Annotated in this window: 17 protein-coding genes; 5 read left to right on the top strand and 12 right to left on the bottom strand. The window is 60.9% G+C overall.

Features of this window, described 5'->3' with window-relative positions; all coding sequences use genetic code 11:
* Positions 1-174 precede the first annotated feature (174 nt).
* The 6 genes from htpG to ffh all read right to left on the bottom strand — a co-directional run bounded on the left by htpG (position 175) and on the right by ffh (position 5,516).
* On the bottom strand, positions 175-2,040 hold the full coding sequence (gene htpG / locus ATO7_RS03210) for a molecular chaperone HtpG (protein WP_083559454.1): 1,866 nt from the start codon (positions 2,038-2,040) through the stop codon (positions 175-177).
* Positions 2,041-2,151: 111 nt separating this feature from the next.
* Positions 2,152-2,496, bottom strand: a complete 345-nt coding sequence (gene rplS / locus ATO7_RS03215) for a 50S ribosomal protein L19 (protein WP_083559455.1) — start codon at positions 2,494-2,496, stop codon at positions 2,152-2,154.
* Positions 2,480-3,241, bottom strand: coding sequence for a tRNA (guanosine(37)-N1)-methyltransferase TrmD (gene trmD / locus ATO7_RS03220; RefSeq protein ID WP_083559457.1), 762 nt, complete (start codon positions 3,239-3,241; stop codon positions 2,480-2,482). Before trmD ends, rplS begins: the two co-directional genes overlap by 17 nt.
* Positions 3,231-3,764: a ribosome maturation factor RimM gene (gene rimM / locus ATO7_RS03225; protein ID WP_083559462.1), complete on the bottom strand. Its 534-nt coding sequence runs from the start codon at positions 3,762-3,764 to the stop codon at positions 3,231-3,233. Before rimM ends, trmD begins: the two co-directional genes overlap by 11 nt.
* Positions 3,765-3,770: 6 nt before the next feature.
* Positions 3,771-4,055 (bottom strand): 30S ribosomal protein S16, encoded by a 285-nt coding sequence (gene rpsP, locus ATO7_RS03230; protein ID WP_083559464.1) that lies wholly within the window; start codon positions 4,053-4,055, stop codon positions 3,771-3,773.
* A 99-nt stretch (positions 4,056-4,154) separates the two neighbouring features.
* Complete coding sequence (ffh, locus tag ATO7_RS03235) at positions 4,155-5,516, bottom strand: signal recognition particle protein (protein WP_083559466.1); 1,362 nt, start codon at positions 5,514-5,516, stop codon at positions 4,155-4,157.
* Positions 5,517-5,617: 101 nt separating this feature from the next.
* On the opposite strand from ffh, the gene ATO7_RS03240 reads away from it, so the two are divergent.
* Positions 5,618-6,406 carry a cytochrome C assembly family protein gene (locus tag ATO7_RS03240; RefSeq protein WP_158523018.1) on the top strand — a complete coding sequence of 263 codons (789 nt, stop codon included), beginning with the start codon at positions 5,618-5,620 and terminating at the stop codon, positions 6,404-6,406.
* Between the two features lie 67 nt (positions 6,407-6,473).
* A complete protein-coding gene (locus ATO7_RS03245) occupies positions 6,474-7,763 on the top strand; it encodes an HlyC/CorC family transporter (RefSeq protein WP_330395385.1) in 1,290 nt (429 codons plus the stop codon).
* Positions 7,764-7,777: 14 nt separating this feature from the next.
* On the opposite strand, the gene radA is transcribed toward ATO7_RS03245, so the two are convergent.
* On the bottom strand, positions 7,778-9,136 hold the full coding sequence (radA, locus tag ATO7_RS03250) for a DNA repair protein RadA (protein WP_083560988.1): 1,359 nt from the start codon (positions 9,134-9,136) through the stop codon (positions 7,778-7,780).
* Between the two features lie 33 nt (positions 9,137-9,169).
* On the opposite strand from radA, the gene ATO7_RS03255 reads away from it, so the two are divergent.
* The 3 genes from ATO7_RS03255 to ATO7_RS03265 are packed head-to-tail and all read left to right on the top strand — an operon-like array spanning position 9,170 to position 13,395.
* Complete coding sequence (locus ATO7_RS03255) at positions 9,170-11,827, top strand: CHASE2 domain-containing serine/threonine-protein kinase (protein ID WP_083559469.1); 2,658 nt, start codon at positions 9,170-9,172, stop codon at positions 11,825-11,827.
* A gap of 3 nt (positions 11,828-11,830) precedes the next feature.
* The gene (locus tag ATO7_RS03260) at positions 11,831-12,664 is read left to right on the top strand and encodes a Stp1/IreP family PP2C-type Ser/Thr phosphatase (protein WP_083559471.1); all 834 of its coding nucleotides are present in this window, start codon (positions 11,831-11,833) and stop codon (positions 12,662-12,664) included.
* The gene (locus ATO7_RS03265) at positions 12,661-13,395 is read left to right on the top strand and encodes an FHA domain-containing protein (RefSeq protein WP_083559473.1); all 735 of its coding nucleotides are present in this window, start codon (positions 12,661-12,663) and stop codon (positions 13,393-13,395) included. Before ATO7_RS03260 ends, ATO7_RS03265 begins: the two co-directional genes overlap by 4 nt.
* A 10-nt stretch (positions 13,396-13,405) precedes the next feature.
* Here ATO7_RS03265 and dnaB read toward each other — a convergent pair whose 3' ends face one another.
* The 5 genes from dnaB to rlmB all read right to left on the bottom strand — a co-directional run bounded on the left by dnaB (position 13,406) and on the right by rlmB (position 16,903).
* Positions 13,406-14,770 carry a replicative DNA helicase gene (gene dnaB, locus ATO7_RS03270; protein WP_083559475.1) on the bottom strand — a complete coding sequence of 455 codons (1,365 nt, stop codon included), beginning with the start codon at positions 14,768-14,770 and terminating at the stop codon, positions 13,406-13,408.
* A 113-nt stretch (positions 14,771-14,883) separates the two neighbouring features.
* Positions 14,884-15,336: a 50S ribosomal protein L9 gene (rplI, locus tag ATO7_RS03275; RefSeq protein WP_083559477.1), complete on the bottom strand. Its 453-nt coding sequence runs from the start codon at positions 15,334-15,336 to the stop codon at positions 14,884-14,886.
* Positions 15,337-15,346: 10 nt separating this feature from the next.
* Positions 15,347-15,577 carry a 30S ribosomal protein S18 gene (rpsR, locus tag ATO7_RS03280; protein ID WP_083559479.1) on the bottom strand — a complete coding sequence of 77 codons (231 nt, stop codon included), beginning with the start codon at positions 15,575-15,577 and terminating at the stop codon, positions 15,347-15,349.
* Positions 15,578-15,588: 11 nt separating this feature from the next.
* Entirely contained in the window at positions 15,589-16,008 is a 420-nt protein-coding gene (gene rpsF, locus ATO7_RS03285) for a 30S ribosomal protein S6 (protein WP_083559481.1), read from the bottom strand.
* A 157-nt stretch (positions 16,009-16,165) separates the two neighbouring features.
* On the bottom strand, positions 16,166-16,903 hold the full coding sequence (gene rlmB, locus ATO7_RS03290) for a 23S rRNA (guanosine(2251)-2'-O)-methyltransferase RlmB (RefSeq protein ID WP_083559483.1): 738 nt from the start codon (positions 16,901-16,903) through the stop codon (positions 16,166-16,168).
* Positions 16,904-16,912: the final 9 nt, after the last annotated feature.

Here is a 16,912-nt window from a genome sequence, read left to right on the forward strand (position 1 = left end):
CGCTGTAAGCGGTCAGACTAATCAATGCGCGTGGGCCTGACAAGCTATTTTGCCCCGCTGGCGGGCCACATGCGGCGCCGCCACCGACACACCGTGCGGTCGTGCGCACTGCGCGCATGTCGCTGAAAACAAAACGCCCGGTCATTGACCGGGCGTGTTTTCAGTCCAAGCCTCTCAGGCGCCCTTGAAGACCAGGCGGTTAAGACGCTTCACAAAACTCGCCGGATCGTCGAGCTGGCTGCCCTCGGCCAGCACAGCCTGCTCGAACAACAGATGGCTGAGATCTTCGAACTCGTCGTCATCCAGGGTTTCACGCATACGCGTCATCATCGGATGATCCGGATTGATCTCGAGTATGGGTTTGTTGCCGGGTATGGCCTCGCCGGCCTGGCGCAGCAATTGCTCCAGGTGGCGGGACATGGCGTTGTCCGCCACCACCAGACAGGACGGTGACTCGGTCAGGCGCTGGCTGACCCGCACGCTTTCCACACGCTCGCCCAGCACCCCCTGCACGCGCTCGATGACGTCCTTGTAAAGCGCCTCGACGCGCGCCTTCTCGCCTTCGGCCTGAGGGTCTTCGATCAGCTTGCCCAGGTCGACATCACCACGCACGACGGATTTGAGTGTCTTGCCGTCAAATTCCGGCAAAGCGTTGACCATCCATTCATCCACACGGTCGGTCAGCAGCAGCACCTCGATATCACGCTTGGCAAACGCTTCCAGATGCGGGCTGGCTTTGGCCGTGGTGAGATTCTCGGCCGTCAGGTAGTAGATGTCCTCCTGCCCCTTGGCCATGCGCTCAACATAGTCACGCAGCGAGATCCGTGCCTGACCCTCGGTGCGGGTGGTGTGGAATCGCAACAGATCGATGATCTTGTCGCGATTATCCGGGTCCTCGACCACACCCTCCTTGATCACCGGACCGAAGGCGTCATAGAAGCGGGCAAACTTGTCCGCATCATTCTTGGCCAGATCGCCCAGCACGCTGAGCACGCGCTTGATCGAGGCAGCGCGAATCTTGTCGATGACCCGGTGCGACTGCAACAGCTCACGTGACACATTGAGCGGCAGATCATTGGAGTCGATCACGCCGCGCACAAAGCGCAGGTAGCTGGGCAAAAGCTTTTCCGCGTCATCCATGATGAAGACCCGCTGGACGTAAAGCTTCAGCCCACGGCGGCTGTCGCGATCCCACAGGTCGAAGGGTGGCTTGGCCGGTATATACAGCAATGAGCTGTACTCCAGGTTGCCCTCCACCTTGTTGTGCGACCAGGTCAGCGGGGGCTCCGGATCGTATGACAGCTGCCGGTAGAGGTCGTGATATTCCTCATCCTTGACGTCGGCCTTGGGTCGCGCCCACAGCGCGGTGCCCTGATTGACCGTGTCGTACCCGCCTTCATCCTCACCGTCAGCCGGGCGGTGCAAGCGCACCGGCAGGCTCAGATGCTCGGAATATTTGTGAATCACGTGGCGCAGACGGGTGTGCTCCAGGAACTCGTCCTCGCCATCGCGCAGATGCAGGACGATCTCGGTGCCGCGCGTCGCCTTGTCAACCGGCTCGATGGTGTAGTCACCCTCGCCGGCAGAAACCCAGCGCACACCCTGCTCCTGGCCGGCCCGGCGGGTATTGACCGTGACCTGGTCGGCCACGATGAACGACGAATAGAACCCGACCCCGAACTGACCGATCAGCTGCGAGTCCTTTTTCTCATCGCCGCTGAGTGCTTCCAGATATTTGCGTGTGCCGGAATTGGCGATGGTGCCGAGGTTTTCGATGACCTCCTGCTCGCTCATGCCGATACCGTTGTCACGGATGATCAGTTCGCGTGCGTCCTTGCGCACCTCGATCTCGACCTTGTACTCGGCATCACCCTCGAGCAGAGCGGGGTCTTTCAGCGCTTCGAAACGCAGCTTGTCAGTGGCATCCGACGCATTGGAAATCAATTCACGCAGAAAGACTTCCTTATTGGAATACATCGAATGAATCATGAGATGAAGCAGCTGCTTCACCTCGGCTTGAAATTCACGGGTCTCGGCCATGGTTTCCTCCTTACCTAAGCGCGGCTAAGTGGGGGGGAACCTGAACGTTTTCAAGCCCATAACGAAAAACGCCCGCGAAAAGCGGGCGTTTTGCATGCGGCGGCTGTGTGTTTACAGCTTTTCGCGGATACGTGCAGCCTTACCGCGCAGGGCGCGCAGGTAGTACAGCTTGGCACGACGCACTTTACCGCGGCGCTTGACTTCGATGCTGTCGACCAACGGGCTGTAGGTCTGGAAGGTACGCTCGACACCTTCGCCGTGCGAAATCTTACGCACCGTGAAGGCCGAGTTCAGGCCGCGATTACGCTTGCCGATGACGACACCTTCAAACGCCTGAAGACGCTCACGCTCGCCTTCCTTAACCTTGACCTGCACCACCACGGTATCGCCCGGGGCGAACGGCGGCACGTCACGGGTCATCTGTTCGGCTTCCACCGCGTCAATCAGATGTTGCATCTTTGCTCTGTCCTGCAAGAAATTCGTTGATGTATTCGCGCAACAAGGCGCGGTTGTGCGCATCAAATGCGCTTTCGTCCAGCAAATCCGGGCGTCGTTCCCAAGTGCGACCGATCGCCTGAACCCTGCGCCAATGCAGGATTTCTCGGTGATTTCCGGACGTCAGCACAGGCGGAACTCTCCGGCCGCGCCAGCTTTCGGGCCGCGTATATTGCGGATATTCCAGCCGCGCGTCAACAAATGACTCGTCGCGCGCTGAATTTTCGTCGCCGAGTATGCCCGGAACCAGACGCAAAATCGCATCCATGATCATCAGCGCCGGCAACTCACCACCGCTGAGCACGAAGTCACCAGCGGAGATCTCGAAATCCACATGACTGTCGATGACGCGCTGATCAATCCCTTCGTAACGCCCGGCAATCAGGATCGCGCCGCCGCCTTGCGCGAGCTGCTGCGCCATGGCCTGATCAAACGGCTGCCCCTGTGGCGACAACAGAATAACTGGACGGGACACATCGGATGCCGCGCGCGCAGCGTCGATGGCCTGGGCCAAAGGCTCGGCCTGCAGCACCATACCGGCACCGCCACCGTAGGGTTTGTCATCGGGGCGCGCCTTGCGCTCGAAATCGCGCGGGTTCCAGGCGGCAAGCTGCGCCTTGTCACTGCGTAACGCCTCACCGGTGACGCCCAGCGCGGCAAATGCGGCCACGGCCTCCGGCAGCAGCGTGATCAGGTCAAAGCGCATAGTCGGAGGCCCACTGCACCCGGATTTCACCGCGTTCCAGATCCACCGATTCGACAATGGCACCGCGCACGAACGGAATCAGCAGGCCCGGCTCTGCGCCCACCTGCAGTATGGGATGCGCCGGATTCTTGAGCACGGCGGTAACGTTACCCAAGGCTTCGTCGTCGATGCCGATAACACGTAGCCCAACCAGATCAGACCAGTACACCTCGCCCTCAGGCAAGGCCGGCAACTCAGTACGTGACACGCAAATTTCGGCATTAACAAGCGCGGCGGCCGCATCCCGATCGGCGATAAGCCCGCCATCCTCGGTGCCCAGTTGAACAATCAGACCAGGACCGTGCCAGCGCCCTTCTTGCGGGCACAAAATACGATGCCCGCTGCGTGTGGACACACGCCAGCGGGCATAGTCGAGCAGGTTTTCAGCCGGATCGGTGAAGGATTCAACCCTCACCCAACCGCGCACACCGAACACGCCACGGATTTTTCCCAGGACGACATCTGCGTCCTTTCGCCGTGACATCGGCGCTTATTCGGCAGCAGCAGCCTCGGCAGCCGGGCTCGCGCCCTGCGCCTTGCGCTGATTGCGCACGATCGCAGCAACGCGATCGGTCATAACAGCACCGTTCTTGACCCAGTGGTCAACGCGGTCCAGGTCCAAGCGCAACGCTTCACTGTTGCCGCGTGCAACCGGATTGTAGAAGCCCAGACGCTCAATCGAGCGACCGTCGCGGCGCGCACGGATGTCGGCAACAACGATGTGGTAGAACGGCTTCTTTTTAGCGCCGCCCCGGGCGAGTCTGATCTTGACCATAATGACTTCGGAAAGAGTGATCCGGAAAAAGGCGCGAGATTGTACTTGTTTTCGCGCAAATGTGAAGAGTTTTCGTATTCGGGCCTGTGCCCCACGCCGTTAACGACGCGGCATACCGCCTGGCGGCATCATGCCCTGCATGCCACGCATCATATTGGCCATGCCACCTTTGCGCATGCGTTTCATCATTTTCTGCATCTGCATGTGCTGTTTGAGCAGGCGGTTCACGTCCGGCACCTGGGTGCCCGAACCGGCCGCGATGCGCTTTTTGCGCGACGCCTTGATCACATCGGGGAACCGACGCTCCTGCAGGGTCATCGAGTTGATGATGGCGATCGCGCGCGTGATTTCTTTGTCGTTGATCTGATTCTTGACCTGCGCCGGAATCTGCGACATGCCGGGCAACTTGTCCAGCATGGCGCCGAGACCGCCCATATTGACCATCTGGGCCAACTGGTCCCGGTAATCCTCAAGATCAAAGCCCTTGCCCTTCTTGAACTTCTGGGCAAGCTTCTCGGCCTTCTGGCGGTCGATTTTCTTTTCCGCCTCCTCGATCAGGCTGAGTACATCGCCCATGCCGAGGATGCGTGAGGCCAACCGCTCCGGGTGAAAAACCTCCAGCGCCTCGAGCTTCTCGCCCACACCGAGGAATTTGATCGGCTTGCCGGTCACCTTGCGCACCGACAGGGCCGCACCACCGCGCGCGTCGCCGTCGACCTTGGTCAGCACCACGCCGGTCAGCGCCAGTGCATCGCCAAAGGCCGCGGCGGTTTTGGCCGCATCCTGACCGGTCATGCTGTCGATTACAAACAGCGTCTCGGCGGGCTTGAGGAAATCATGCAGACCTTTGATTTCCTGCATCATTTTCTCGTCGACCGTCTGCCGACCCGCGGTATCGACGATGAGCACGTCGTACAACTCTTTACGCGCCACAGCCAAGGCTGCATCGGCAATTTGGGCCGGACTCTGCAACGGTGAGGAGGGGTGGAAATCAGCTGAAACCGCTTCGGCAACGGTCTTGAGCTGGTCAATTGCGGCCGGGCGATAAACGTCGCAACTCACCACCAGCACGCGCTTCTTCTGCTCCAGCAGATAACGCGCCAACTTACCGGTGCTGGTGGTTTTACCCGAACCCTGCAGGCCGGCCATGAGGATGACCGCCGGCGGCTGTGCACGCAGCTCCAGGCCCTGACTCGCGCCACCCAGCTCGGTGATCAGCTCCTCGCGGACAATGCTGATGAATTCCTGCCCCGGCGTGAGACTGGTCCGGACCTGCTCACCCAGCGCGCGTTCTTTCACTCGGTCGATGAAATCGCGCACCACATCCAAGGCCACATCGGCCTCGAGCAAGGCCCGCCGGACCTGGCGCAAAGCATCCTTGATGTTGTCCTCAGTCAGACGCCCCTGACCGCGCAGCTCTTTGAAGGTGGCTTGTAGGTTTTCGGAAAGGCTTTCGAACATCACGGATGCCGGTGCAAAACGAACAGTTTACCTGCCGGACACTCTCGACCCCAAGCGAACCGCCACACACCTCAAGCAAAAGGCGTGAGAAGATAGCGGCCATGCTCATTCTGCTCGACACCCTGGCCGCAACGCTCTACCTGTGGTGTGCCTGGCGCGTTCACAACGCTGCACAATCTGCCCGTGATCAGGGCCTGGTCATGGGCTTGGCCGCTGCTGTGGCCCTGCAGGGCTTGGCATTGGGCCTCGGCGACGCCCTGCAAGGGCAGTGGAAGCTGGGCATCGGTCAAGCGCTGGCGCTGTTTTTGTGGCTGTGCTGCGCCATGCATCTACTGATGTGTCTGCGCATGTCGCTGTGGCATCTGGGACGCTGGCTGTGGCCGGTCGCTGCACTGGCCGTGCCGCTGGCCTGGGTGCTGCCTCAGGGCGCAGCCAACACCGTCACCCTGTCCAGCACACTGAAACTGCACATCCTGGTGTCCATGCTGGCCTATGCCACGCTGACCCTGGCCGCGCTGCAGACGCTCAGTTACGCGTTACTCGACACCAGCCTGCACAAAGGTCAGCATCGCCGCAGCCTGCCACCACTGCAGGTCATGGAAGACCTGGTGTTCAAGCTGGTGCTAATCGGTTTCATCCTGCTGTGCATCAGCATCGGCAGTGGCTTTTTGTTCGTTGACAACGTGTTCGCCCAGCATCTGGCGCACAAGACCGCGCTTTCAATTATCGCTTGTGCCCTGTTCGGCGCTCTGACCGCCGGTCGCGCGCTGCGTGGCTGGCGCGGGCGAACGGCTATTCGCTGGGTCATGGGCGCCTACATCACCTTATTGTTGGCCTATTTCGGGTCCAAGCTGGTGCTCGAGCAATTCCTTGGTCGCAGCTGGACCTGACCCGCACTGACCTTGACAGCGATACTTTTGCCCCTACCTTAGTAGGTTCTGACGAAACTGGGGCGGTGTGTCCACCTTGGACGAATTCTCTATAGGCTTTCTGCTAAGCCTTTTGCTGGCGCTGATCGCGATGTCCGCGTTCTTTTCAGGGTCCGAAACCGCCCTGATGGCGCTCAACCGGTACCGCCTTCAGCACCGCGCAAACAGCGGTGACAAGAGCGCAAAACGGGTCGCAAAGTTGCTCGAACGACAGGATCGCCTGATCGGCATCATTCTGCTCGGCAACAACTTCGTCAATATCCTGGCCTCGGCCATCGCCACCATCATCGGCCTACGCCTATTTGGCGAGCCCGGCATCGCCATCGCCACTGGTGTGCTCACCCTGGTCATTCTGTTGTTCTCGGAAGTCACGCCGAAGACCCTGGCTGCGCTGGAGCCTGAGCGACTGGCCTACCCGGCGGCCTGGGTATACGTGCCTCTGATCAAGCTGCTTTATCCGCTGGTCTGGGGCGTCAGCGCGATCGCGCGCCTGCTGCTGCGCCTGCTTGGTGTCGATCCGGAGCACGCTGCACAACACAGCTTGTCAACCGAAGAACTGCGCACAGTTGTGGCGGAAACCGGGGCCATGATTCCACGTCGACATCAGGCCATGTTGCTGTCGATACTCGATCTGGAAAAGGCCACGGTCGAGGACATCATGGTTCCGCGCAACGAGATCGTGGGCGTGGATATCTCACGCGACTGGGCTGACATCCTGGAGCAAATCCAGTCCAGCCATCACACCCGGTTGCCGCTGTATGACGGCAGCATCGATGACATCCGCGGCATCATTCACCTGCGCCGCATCCTCGGCCTGCTGACCAACCAGTCCTTCAACAAGGACACGTTGCTGGAACAGGCCCGCGAGCCGTATTTCATTCCTGAAGGCACCGCCCTCAACCAGCAGCTGCTGAACTTCCAGAACCAGCGCCGCCGCATCGGCTTTGTGGTCGACGAATACGGTGACATCCAGGGTCTTGTCACCCTTGAGGACATCCTCGAAGAGATCGTCGGCGAGTTCACCACCGACCCCTCAACGCGCATGCGCCACGCCAAACCTAATGGCGATGGCTCCTACACTGTCAACGCCATGACCAATGTGCGCAGCCTCAACCGCGCCATGCAGTGGTCGCTGCCCAGTTCCAGCGCGCGCACGCTTAACGGCCTGATTCTGGAGCAGCTGGAAGATATTCCCGAACCCGGCACCCAGCTCAAATTGCTCGATTACCAGATCGAAATCGAGACCACCAAGGCCAATATGATTCAGCAGGTCAAACTGACCCCGCCCAAAACCAAGGCACGCAGCAAGCGCCGCTGAAGCCCGCAACCCGCTTAGCTAAAGGCGGCATCCAGCGCTTCGGAGAGACTGCGCACGGCCAGCACGTCGGTCTTGGCCGGGGATTTTCGCGGCTTGTTCGACTGCGGCACGATGATCCGCGAGAAACCTTGTTTGGCCGCCTCCGCAATGCGCTCTTCGCCGCCGCTCACGGGCCGCAGCTCACCCGACAGGCCGAGCTCGCCGAACACGGCCAGACCGCCCGGCAGAGCCCGATCGCGAAAGCTCGACACCGCGGCGAGCACCGTGGCCAAGTCAGCCGCGGTCTCGCGCACCTGCAAGCCGCCAACCACATTGATGAACACATCCTGATCCAGCAGGCCGATCTGCGCATGACGGTGCAGCACCGCCAGCAGCATGGCCAGACGATTGGCCTCAAGCCCCACCGCCACACGCCGTGGTGACGAACCACCCCGATCGACCAGGGCCTGAACCTCGACCAGCACCGAACGGCTGCCTTCGCGCGTGACCAGCACAACACTGCCCGCGGCTGGCTCTGCATCACGCGCCAGAAACAGGGCTGACGGATTGCGCACTTCCTTGAGCCCGCTGTCAGCCATGGCAAAAAAGCCGATTTCGTTAACCGCACCGAAACGATTCTTGGCCGCACGGATCATGCGCAAACGCCCGCCCGGATCGGCTTCGAAGTAGAGCACCGTATCGACCATGTGCTCCAGCACCCGCGGCCCGGCGATCACCCCTTCCTTGGTCACATGTCCGACCAGAAAGATCGCCACATTACGCTGCTTGGCAAACCGCACCAGCAAAGCGCAGCACTCGCGCAGCTGGGCAACAGAGCCAGGCGCCGAGCTTAGCTCCCGCGTGTACAGGGTCTGAATGGAGTCAATCACCAGTAGCGCCGGTGGCTCTTGTTCCAGCAAGGCGAGGATGCTCTCCACCTCGGTTTCCGCAACCACACCCAGCGCGGCGTCTTTCTCGCCCAGGCGCTGAGCGCGCATACGGACCTGCTGCAGCGATTCCTCGCCGGTCACATACACCATGCGCTGACGCGACTGCATGCGAATCAGCAGCTGCAACAACAATGTGGATTTGCCGATGCCGGGATCGCCGCCAAGCAGCACCACCGAGCCGGTCACGATGCCCCCACCAAGCACTCGATCGAGCTCCAGAAAGCCACTGTCGATGCGAACTTCGGACTCATCGCCAACATCTTTGAGCATGCGGATACGGTTCTCGCCAGCGTAGCCCCGCGCACCCCGTCCCGACGACTCGGGTGCCGCAGAACTCGCCGCCTCCAGCGAGTTCCAGCTGCCACAGGCCGTGCACTGCCCCGCCCACTGGCTGCTCACAGCACCACATTGCGTGCAACGAAATTGTTTTTTTGTCTTGCTCAACGGCATTGCCACTCATTGCGAATCGGCCATACTATGGCAAAACATCATTTGCGCTTGGGGGGCGGGGTGGCCACAAAAGGCAAGCTGTGGAGTCGGGACTGGTTTGCAGGCGCGGTGTTCTGCGGGCTATTTGTTGTCCTGGCCTATCTCATATTCCCCGGAAGCTCCGGCTCACTGGAACGCATCACCTACGACGCTGGCGTCGGAATCAACGACCGTAAACCCTCAGCCGACATCGCGGTCATCGCCATCGATGACCAGAGCATCGAGAACCTTGGGCGCTGGCCGTGGCCACGCAGCCTGCACGCCGACATGATCGACAAGCTCACCGAGGCGGGCGCCAAGGTGATTGGCAATACGATTTTTTATCTCGAAGCACAGACCGACCCGGGCCAGCTTGAACTTCAATCCCTGCTGCAACAGTTCGAAAGCTCAAGCCTGGCCAGCCAGGCTCGCGAGGAAAGCGTTGCCCTGGAAGCGCTGATGAGCGAGGCCGAACGCCGCCCCGGCAGCGGCCCCAGTGCAGTGGCGCTAGCCAATCTGACCCGGCAGTACCGCGACTCAGCGCTGTTCAACCGACTTCCCGAAGATCTGCAAAACCTCGAAAACGGTTTGCGCAGCGCCATCGCCCGGCTCGACGCCGATGCCCGGCTGGCCGAAGCCTACGCCGACAACGGCCGCGTCGCGCAGGCCTTCGCGATCAGCCCGGGCTATCTGCGCGGCCGCCCCGATGCAGTTCCACCGAGCCTGGCTCGCGCCCGCATCCCGCACGAGCAGGACATCGATGCGCTGCCCGCACAACGCATTTTCGCCACCATCGATACGCTGGCTGAACCGGCCGCGAGCCAGGGCCACCTGACCACTCTGCTGGATGTGGACGGCGTGCAACGCAGCGAAGCCTTGGTTATTCGATACTTTGACGAGTATTACCCGTCGCTGGCTCTGGCTATCGCCATGCAGGCGCTCAACCTCACCCCTGAAGACATCAGCATTGCGCCAGGCCGCCTCGACATGGGGGGGCTGAGCATCGGCACCAGCCCGGACCTGCGCATGCTTAATCACTACTATCAGGACAGCGACCTTCCAGCCTTTGATATCGACTCATTTTTTGACGTGCTGGTCGACAACATCCCCACCGACAAGTACCGCGGCAAGATTGTGATTCTTGGCGCAACTGCCACCGGCGTCGGCGATCACCTGCCTACCCCGTTGGGTGGCTCGACCGCCCCCGCAGAAGTGGTCGCCCACACCGTCGCCAGCATTCTGAGTGAAGACTTCTACATCAAACCGGCCTGGGCAGGACTGGCCACGCTGATCGCACTGCTGCTGGCCAGCCTGTGGATTTGCCTGGGCATCCCAGCGCTTGGCGCCGGCCTGGCAGCGCTGTTGTCGCTGGTCGGCGTTGCAACCTTCCTGTTGGTCAACATCGCACTGATCGCCGGCAGCGCCCTGTGGATTCCGCTGGCGACTCCGGCGCTGCTGATTGTGCTGGGGCATCTGTTCATGACCATCAAATCGCTGCGCGTGACCGAAGCCCTGCGGGCCAGCTCGGAGATGGAATCGGCGGAAAGCAACCGTATGCTGGGTATCGCCTTCCAGGGCCAGGGCCAGCTCGACATGGCGTTCGAGAAATTCCGCCGCTGCCCCCGCGATGAGCAGATCCTGGAGCCGATCTACAACCTGGGCCTGGATTTCGAACGCAAGCGGCAGTTCACCAAAGCGATCTCGGCCTACGAATACGTGCTCGACATCCAGGCCGATTTCAAAGACGCCAAGGCGCGCGCCGAGCGCGCCCGCAAGCTCAATGACACGGTTATGCTCGGCGGCAATGTGGGTGCCGGCACCCTGATGATGTCGGGCGAAGACATCGAAAAACCGATGCTCGGGCGCTACGAGGTCGAACGCGAACTCGGCAAAGGGGCAATGGGCGTGGTCTATCTGGGCAAAGACCCCAAGATTGGCCGCACCGTGGCCATCAAGACCATGGCCCTGTCGCAGGAGTTTGAAGAGGACGAGCTGGACGAGGTCAAGGAGCGCTTCTTCCGCGAAGCGGAAACCGCCGGGCGCCTGACCCACCCGAACATTGTCACCATCTACGATGCCGGCGAGGAACATGACCTGGCCTATATCGCGATGGAGTTCATCAAGGGCTATGACCTGACCGCGCACACCAAGCCCGGCAAGCTGCTGCCGCCCAAAGAGGTGCTGGCACTGATTGCCGATGCCGCCGATGCGCTGAACTACGCCCATTCCAACAATGTGATCCACCGCGACATCAAGCCGGCCAATCTCATGTGGCTACCGGATTCACATCAGGTCAAAGTCACCGATTTCGGCATCGCCCGACTGACCGATTCCAGCAAAACCAAGACCGGCATGGTGCTAGGCACGCCGTCGTATATGTCACCCGAGCAGCTGGCCGGCAAGAAAGTCGATGGACGCTCGGATCTGTTCTCGCTGGGGGTCACCCTGTACCAGATGCTGTCCGGCCGCCTGCCCTTCACCGGCGATTCCATGGCCACCCTGATGTTCAAGATCGCCAACGAACCGCATGCGCCGATCGGCGACAGCGTGGAAGGGATCGACCCGCGCATCGATAAAGTCATCAGCAACGCCTTGGCCAAAGACCGCGAGCGTCGCTACAAGCAGGGGGCTGATCTGGCCCGTCACCTGCGCATCCTGATGAAATAACTCATGGCTCTTCAAGGCAAGATCACAACCTCACTGCACACCGATCCCGGTCAGGTCCGCAAGAACAACGAGGACGCGATCGACGAAGATGACAAGATCGGTCTGCTCATCCTGGCCGACGGCATGGGCGGCTACAAAGCCGGCGAGATCGCCAGCGGCATGTGCGTGGCCACGGTCAAGGACATCATGGGCGGCCAGTGGCCCCTGCTCGACGGCGAGCAGCGCGATGACAAAAGCGGCATGTGCAAGGCCACGCTGATGCTGCGTGATGCGCTGAGCACTGCGCATCAGGCCATCCACGAGGTCTCGGCCAGCCAGCCGCAATGCGAAGGCATGGGCACCACGGCGGTGGCCGTACTGTTTTTCAACAACCGTGCTTCCATCGCCCATGTCGGCGACTCTCGGCTGTACCGCTTAAGAGCCAATCAGCTGGAGCAACTCACCACCGACCACTCGCTGGTCGAGGAGATGGTCGCGCGTGGACTGTATTCGCGTGAAGATGCCCTGAAGAACGTCAACAGCAACATCGTGACCCGGGCGCTCGGCATCGAACCCACCGTAGACATCGACATGCTGGAAGAACCCCTGCAACGCGATGACGTGTTGCTGCTGTGTTCGGACGGTCTCACCGACCTTGTCGACGACGAGCTCATTCGCTTAACGCTCACCCAAAATGTTGCTAACCTTCCTCAGGCGGGGGAGCGTCTCATCCAGCTCGCCAACGAGCGCGGCGGCAAAGACAATATTTCTGTAATTCTGGCAAGAATCGACGGCACGTTTGTGCATAAACCCAGCTGGTTCGACAGCTTGCGCAAGCGCCTTCAGGGGGAACCATGAGTCAACTCACCATTTCCATCGACGGCCGCAACCTGGACGAGATTGAACTCGAAAAGGAACGCGTCACCATCGGTCGTCATCCGGACAATGACATTGTGCTCAAGGACGATCGAGCCGTCAGCGGTCGCCACGCGGTGATCATCACGATCATGAACGACTCCTTCCTGGAGGATCTGGACAGCACCAACGGCACCATGGTCAATGGCCGACAGGTCGGCAAGCACCCGCTGTCCAACGGCGACGTGATCCAGGTTGGTCGGCACAGCCTGAAGTACACCGGCGCAGTCACCGACTACGACGACGATTTCGAAAAGACGATGATTCTCAAACCCAGCGAGATCATCGCCGCGACCAGCTCAGCGCAGGAAGCCAGCAAACCCGCCGCAAGCCCGGCCCCAGCTGCCAGCGCAGCACCAACGCCCGCTGCAGCCCCGGCCGCACCGAGCCGGCCGATGATGGGTAAGGTCATTGTCGACAGTGGCCCCAATGCAGGCAAAGAGCTCAAGCTGACCAAGGCCCTGACCACCCTGGGTAAGCCCGGTGTTCAGGTGGCTGCGATCACCCGCCGCGCAGACGCCTACTATGTGGTTCATGTCAGCCCGGCCGGCAGTGCCAATCGGCCCAAGGTCAACGGCGAGATGATCTCGGCCCAGGCTCGCAAGCTGGCCAGCGGCGACACCGTGGAAATCGCCGGCACAGCGATGAAGTTCGAGCTGTACAGCCCGGAATAGCGCCGCCGCGCTATTCCATGTCGTCATCCATGTATTCGGTGGCGAGATTCTCGAAGCGCGTGTACTGACCAATAAACGCCGCCCTGACCGTCCCGGTAGGGCCGTTACGCTGCTTGGCGATAATCACCTCGGCCACGCCCTTGTCGATCGAATCCGGGTTGTAGTACTCGTCGCGATAGATGAACACGATCAAGTCGGCGTCCTGCTCGATACCCCCGGACTCACGCAAATCCGACATACGCGGGCGTTTGTTATCGCGCTGTTCAACACTGCGGTTGAGCTGTGACAAAGCGATGATCGGCAGCTCCAGCTCCTTGGCCAGGGCCTTCATGCTGCGCGAAATTTCGGCAATTTCATTGGTCCGGTTTTCACGCGAGTTGGGCACCTGCATCAGCTGCAGGTAGTCGACCATGATCAGGCCGATGTCGTGCTCGCGTTTCATGCGCCGCGCCCGCGCCCTCAGCTCGGTCGGTGACAGCGCCGGCGTATCGTCGATGATGATCACCGACTCACGCAGGGTGGTGGCTGCCGAGTTGATGCGGCCCCACTCTTCCGGGCTGAGCTGCCCCTTGCGCAACGATTCCTGATTGATCCGCCCGTGTGAGGAAATCAGACGCTGGGCCAGCTGCAAGGCCGGCATTTCCATGCTGAACACGGCCGCTGGCACTTTCTTGATCATCGCCGCGTGCTCGACCCAGTTCATCGCCAGCGAGGTCTTACCCATGGCCGGGCGAGCCGCCAGAATGACCAGGTCACCAGCGTGCAGGCCAGTGGTACGGTCATCAAAACGGTTAAGACCCGTGGGCAAGCCAGCCGTCTCCAGGCCTTCACTGCGCCGCTGGATTTCCTCCACCGCGGCACCGACCAAGTCCGCAACCTGCACCCCAACTTTGTCATTGTGGCGACGGCGCTCGGCAATCTGGAACACCTCACGCTCGGCCTGGTCCAGCAGATCTCCGGTGTCCGTGCCGTCCTTGGCGTAACCCTGCTCGATGATCACCGCCCCAGCCCGGATGAGCTGGCGCCGTATCGAGTGCTCGCGCACGATATCCGCCCAGGCCAGAATATTGGACGCACCCGGAGTGTCCTGCACCAGACCGGCCAGATACGGCAAGCCACCGGTGTCGTCGATCTTGCCGTTGGCTTCCAGATGCTCGGATACCGTCACCGCATCGAGCGGCTGGTAACGCTTGGCCAGTTCGGACAAGGCCTCATAGATCAGGCGATGTTCGTGACGGTAGAAATCCTCGGGAATCAGGCGGTCGGCCAGGTCATCCCACACGTTGGAATCGTGCATGAGGCCACCGATCACGCTCTGCTCGGCAAGCAGACTGTGCGGTGGTACCTTGGTGCTGGACTCGAAATCTTTATCCATCAGCGATCGACGCAAGCGGGCCTGAAAAAGACAATAAAAAAGGCCGGGCGCGACAACCGCGACCGGCCCTGAAGCTTAACCAAATCCCGGCCTGATCACAGCCGGGCGCCACATTAAGCGGCTTTCTGCGCCTCGACCACCAGCTTGATGCGCGTCTGCACATCGGCGTGGAAATTGAGGGTGACTTCGTATTCGCCAACCTGGCGAATAACGTCGTCAGTGCTGATCTCGCTGGCGTTCAGGTCAATGCCGCGCTCCTGAGCAGCCTCGGCGATCTGGGCCGCGTGGATGGAGCCGTACAGCTTGCCCTCTTCCGAGGCCATAGCCACGATGCTCAGCTCGACGCCTTCACAGCCGTGCGCACGCAGTTTGGCTGCGTTGAGCGAATCTTCCGCCTGCTTGATCAGCTCAGCTTTACGGGCCTCAAACACAGCCATATTGGCTTCGTTAGCCGGCAGCGCCTTGCCCTGCGGGATCAGAAAGTTACGACCGAAGCCCGGCTTCACCTTGACCTTGTCGCCGAGGTCGCCGAGATTGCGGATGCGTTCCAGCAGAATCACTTCCATGTTGTTCTCCTCAGGACGAGTGACGATCGGTGTACGGCAGCAGCGCCAGGTAGCGTGCACGGCGGATAGCAACCGCCAGCTGGCGCTGATAGCGAGCCTTGGTACCGGTGATACGGCTGGGGACAATCTTGCCGTTCTCAGCGATGAACTGCTTCAACAGGGCAAGATCTTTGTAATCGATGGTCTCGATGCCTTCTGCAGTGAATTTGCAGAACTTACGGCGACGAAAATAGCGTGACATGAACTAACTCCTTAAGCCTGAGCGTCTTCGGTGACGTCGGCATCGGCGTCATCATCGCCGTCCGAACCGTCGGCATCATCATTCGCAGCCGGGCGCTTGGCCGGCTTGCTGTCTTCTTCCTTGGCCAGCGGTGAGGTTTCCGTCACCGGTCCGTCCATGCGAATGATCAGATGACGCAGAATCGCATCGTTGAAACGAAAGCCCTGCACCAGTTCTTCAACCACAGCCGCACTGGTTTCCACGTTAAGCATGGCGTAGTGGGCTTTGTGCAGCTTCTGGATCGGGTAAGCCAGCTGACGGCGGCCCCAGTCCTCAAAACGGTGAACCTTGCCACCATCCGCTTCGATGATCCCGCGGTAGCGCTCGACCATGGCGGGCACTTGTTCACTCTGGTCCGGATGAACCAGGAACACAATTTCGTAGTGTCGCATTGTTGTCCTTACGGTTGTTGTCCGGCCTCATTGCCGGACACAGTCCCCCGTCAAAACCCGATGGTCAGCGGTGGGACAAGGAATGTGCGGACCGCCTTGACGGACGCACAGGGCCGCGCATTCTAGAGAAACGCAGGCGCCACGGCAAGTCAGCGCCTCAGGTGGCTGCGCGCTGCCTGACCGCCTCGTACAGCGCCACGCCACAGGCCACCGACACGTTCAGGCTGGAAACGCTGCCGGCCATGGGCAAACTGACCACGGCATCGCAATGCTCCTGGGTCAGCTGACGCAAGCCACGTCCCTCGTTCCCCAGCACCAGGACCAGCGGTCCGGTCAGGTCCTCAGCGTAGAGGCTACGGTCATCGGCATCCGCCAACCCGACAATGAACAATCCCGCACGCTGCATTTCAAGCAAAGCCCGGGACAGGTTCGGCACCACCACCAGGGGCAGGTGCTCCGCCGCACCGGCGGCGGTCTTACGCGCCACATCGTTCAGACCTGCGGCACGGCGTTTGGGAATGACTACACAATCCGCCCCGGCCCCGTCCGCCACACGCAGACAGGCGCCGAGATTGCGTGGATCCTCAATCTCGTCCAGCACCACAACAAGCGGCGTGGACCGCCCTGCGATGCAATCCTGCCAGCGCTGTGCCGGGCCGGCCTGCGAGCTCACCGCAAGCTGGGCACTGACCCCTTGATGCTTGAGACCGTCATGACGCTGATCAAGCACAGTGCCGGCGACCCGACGAACCGGCACGCCATAGCGCTGAGCCTGCTGCTCCAACTGACGGGCCCGGCGATCATGCCGGGCCCGGTCCAGTTCGATGCATACCAGCGAAGCTGTTTTGAGGCGGGATTCCACCGCGTGGAACCCGCCAACCCATTGCTCGCTCAAAGCGTGTTG

This window comes from Oceanococcus atlanticus (genome assembly GCF_002088235.1).
GTDB lineage: Bacteria > Pseudomonadota > Gammaproteobacteria > Nevskiales > Oceanococcaceae > Oceanococcus > Oceanococcus atlanticus.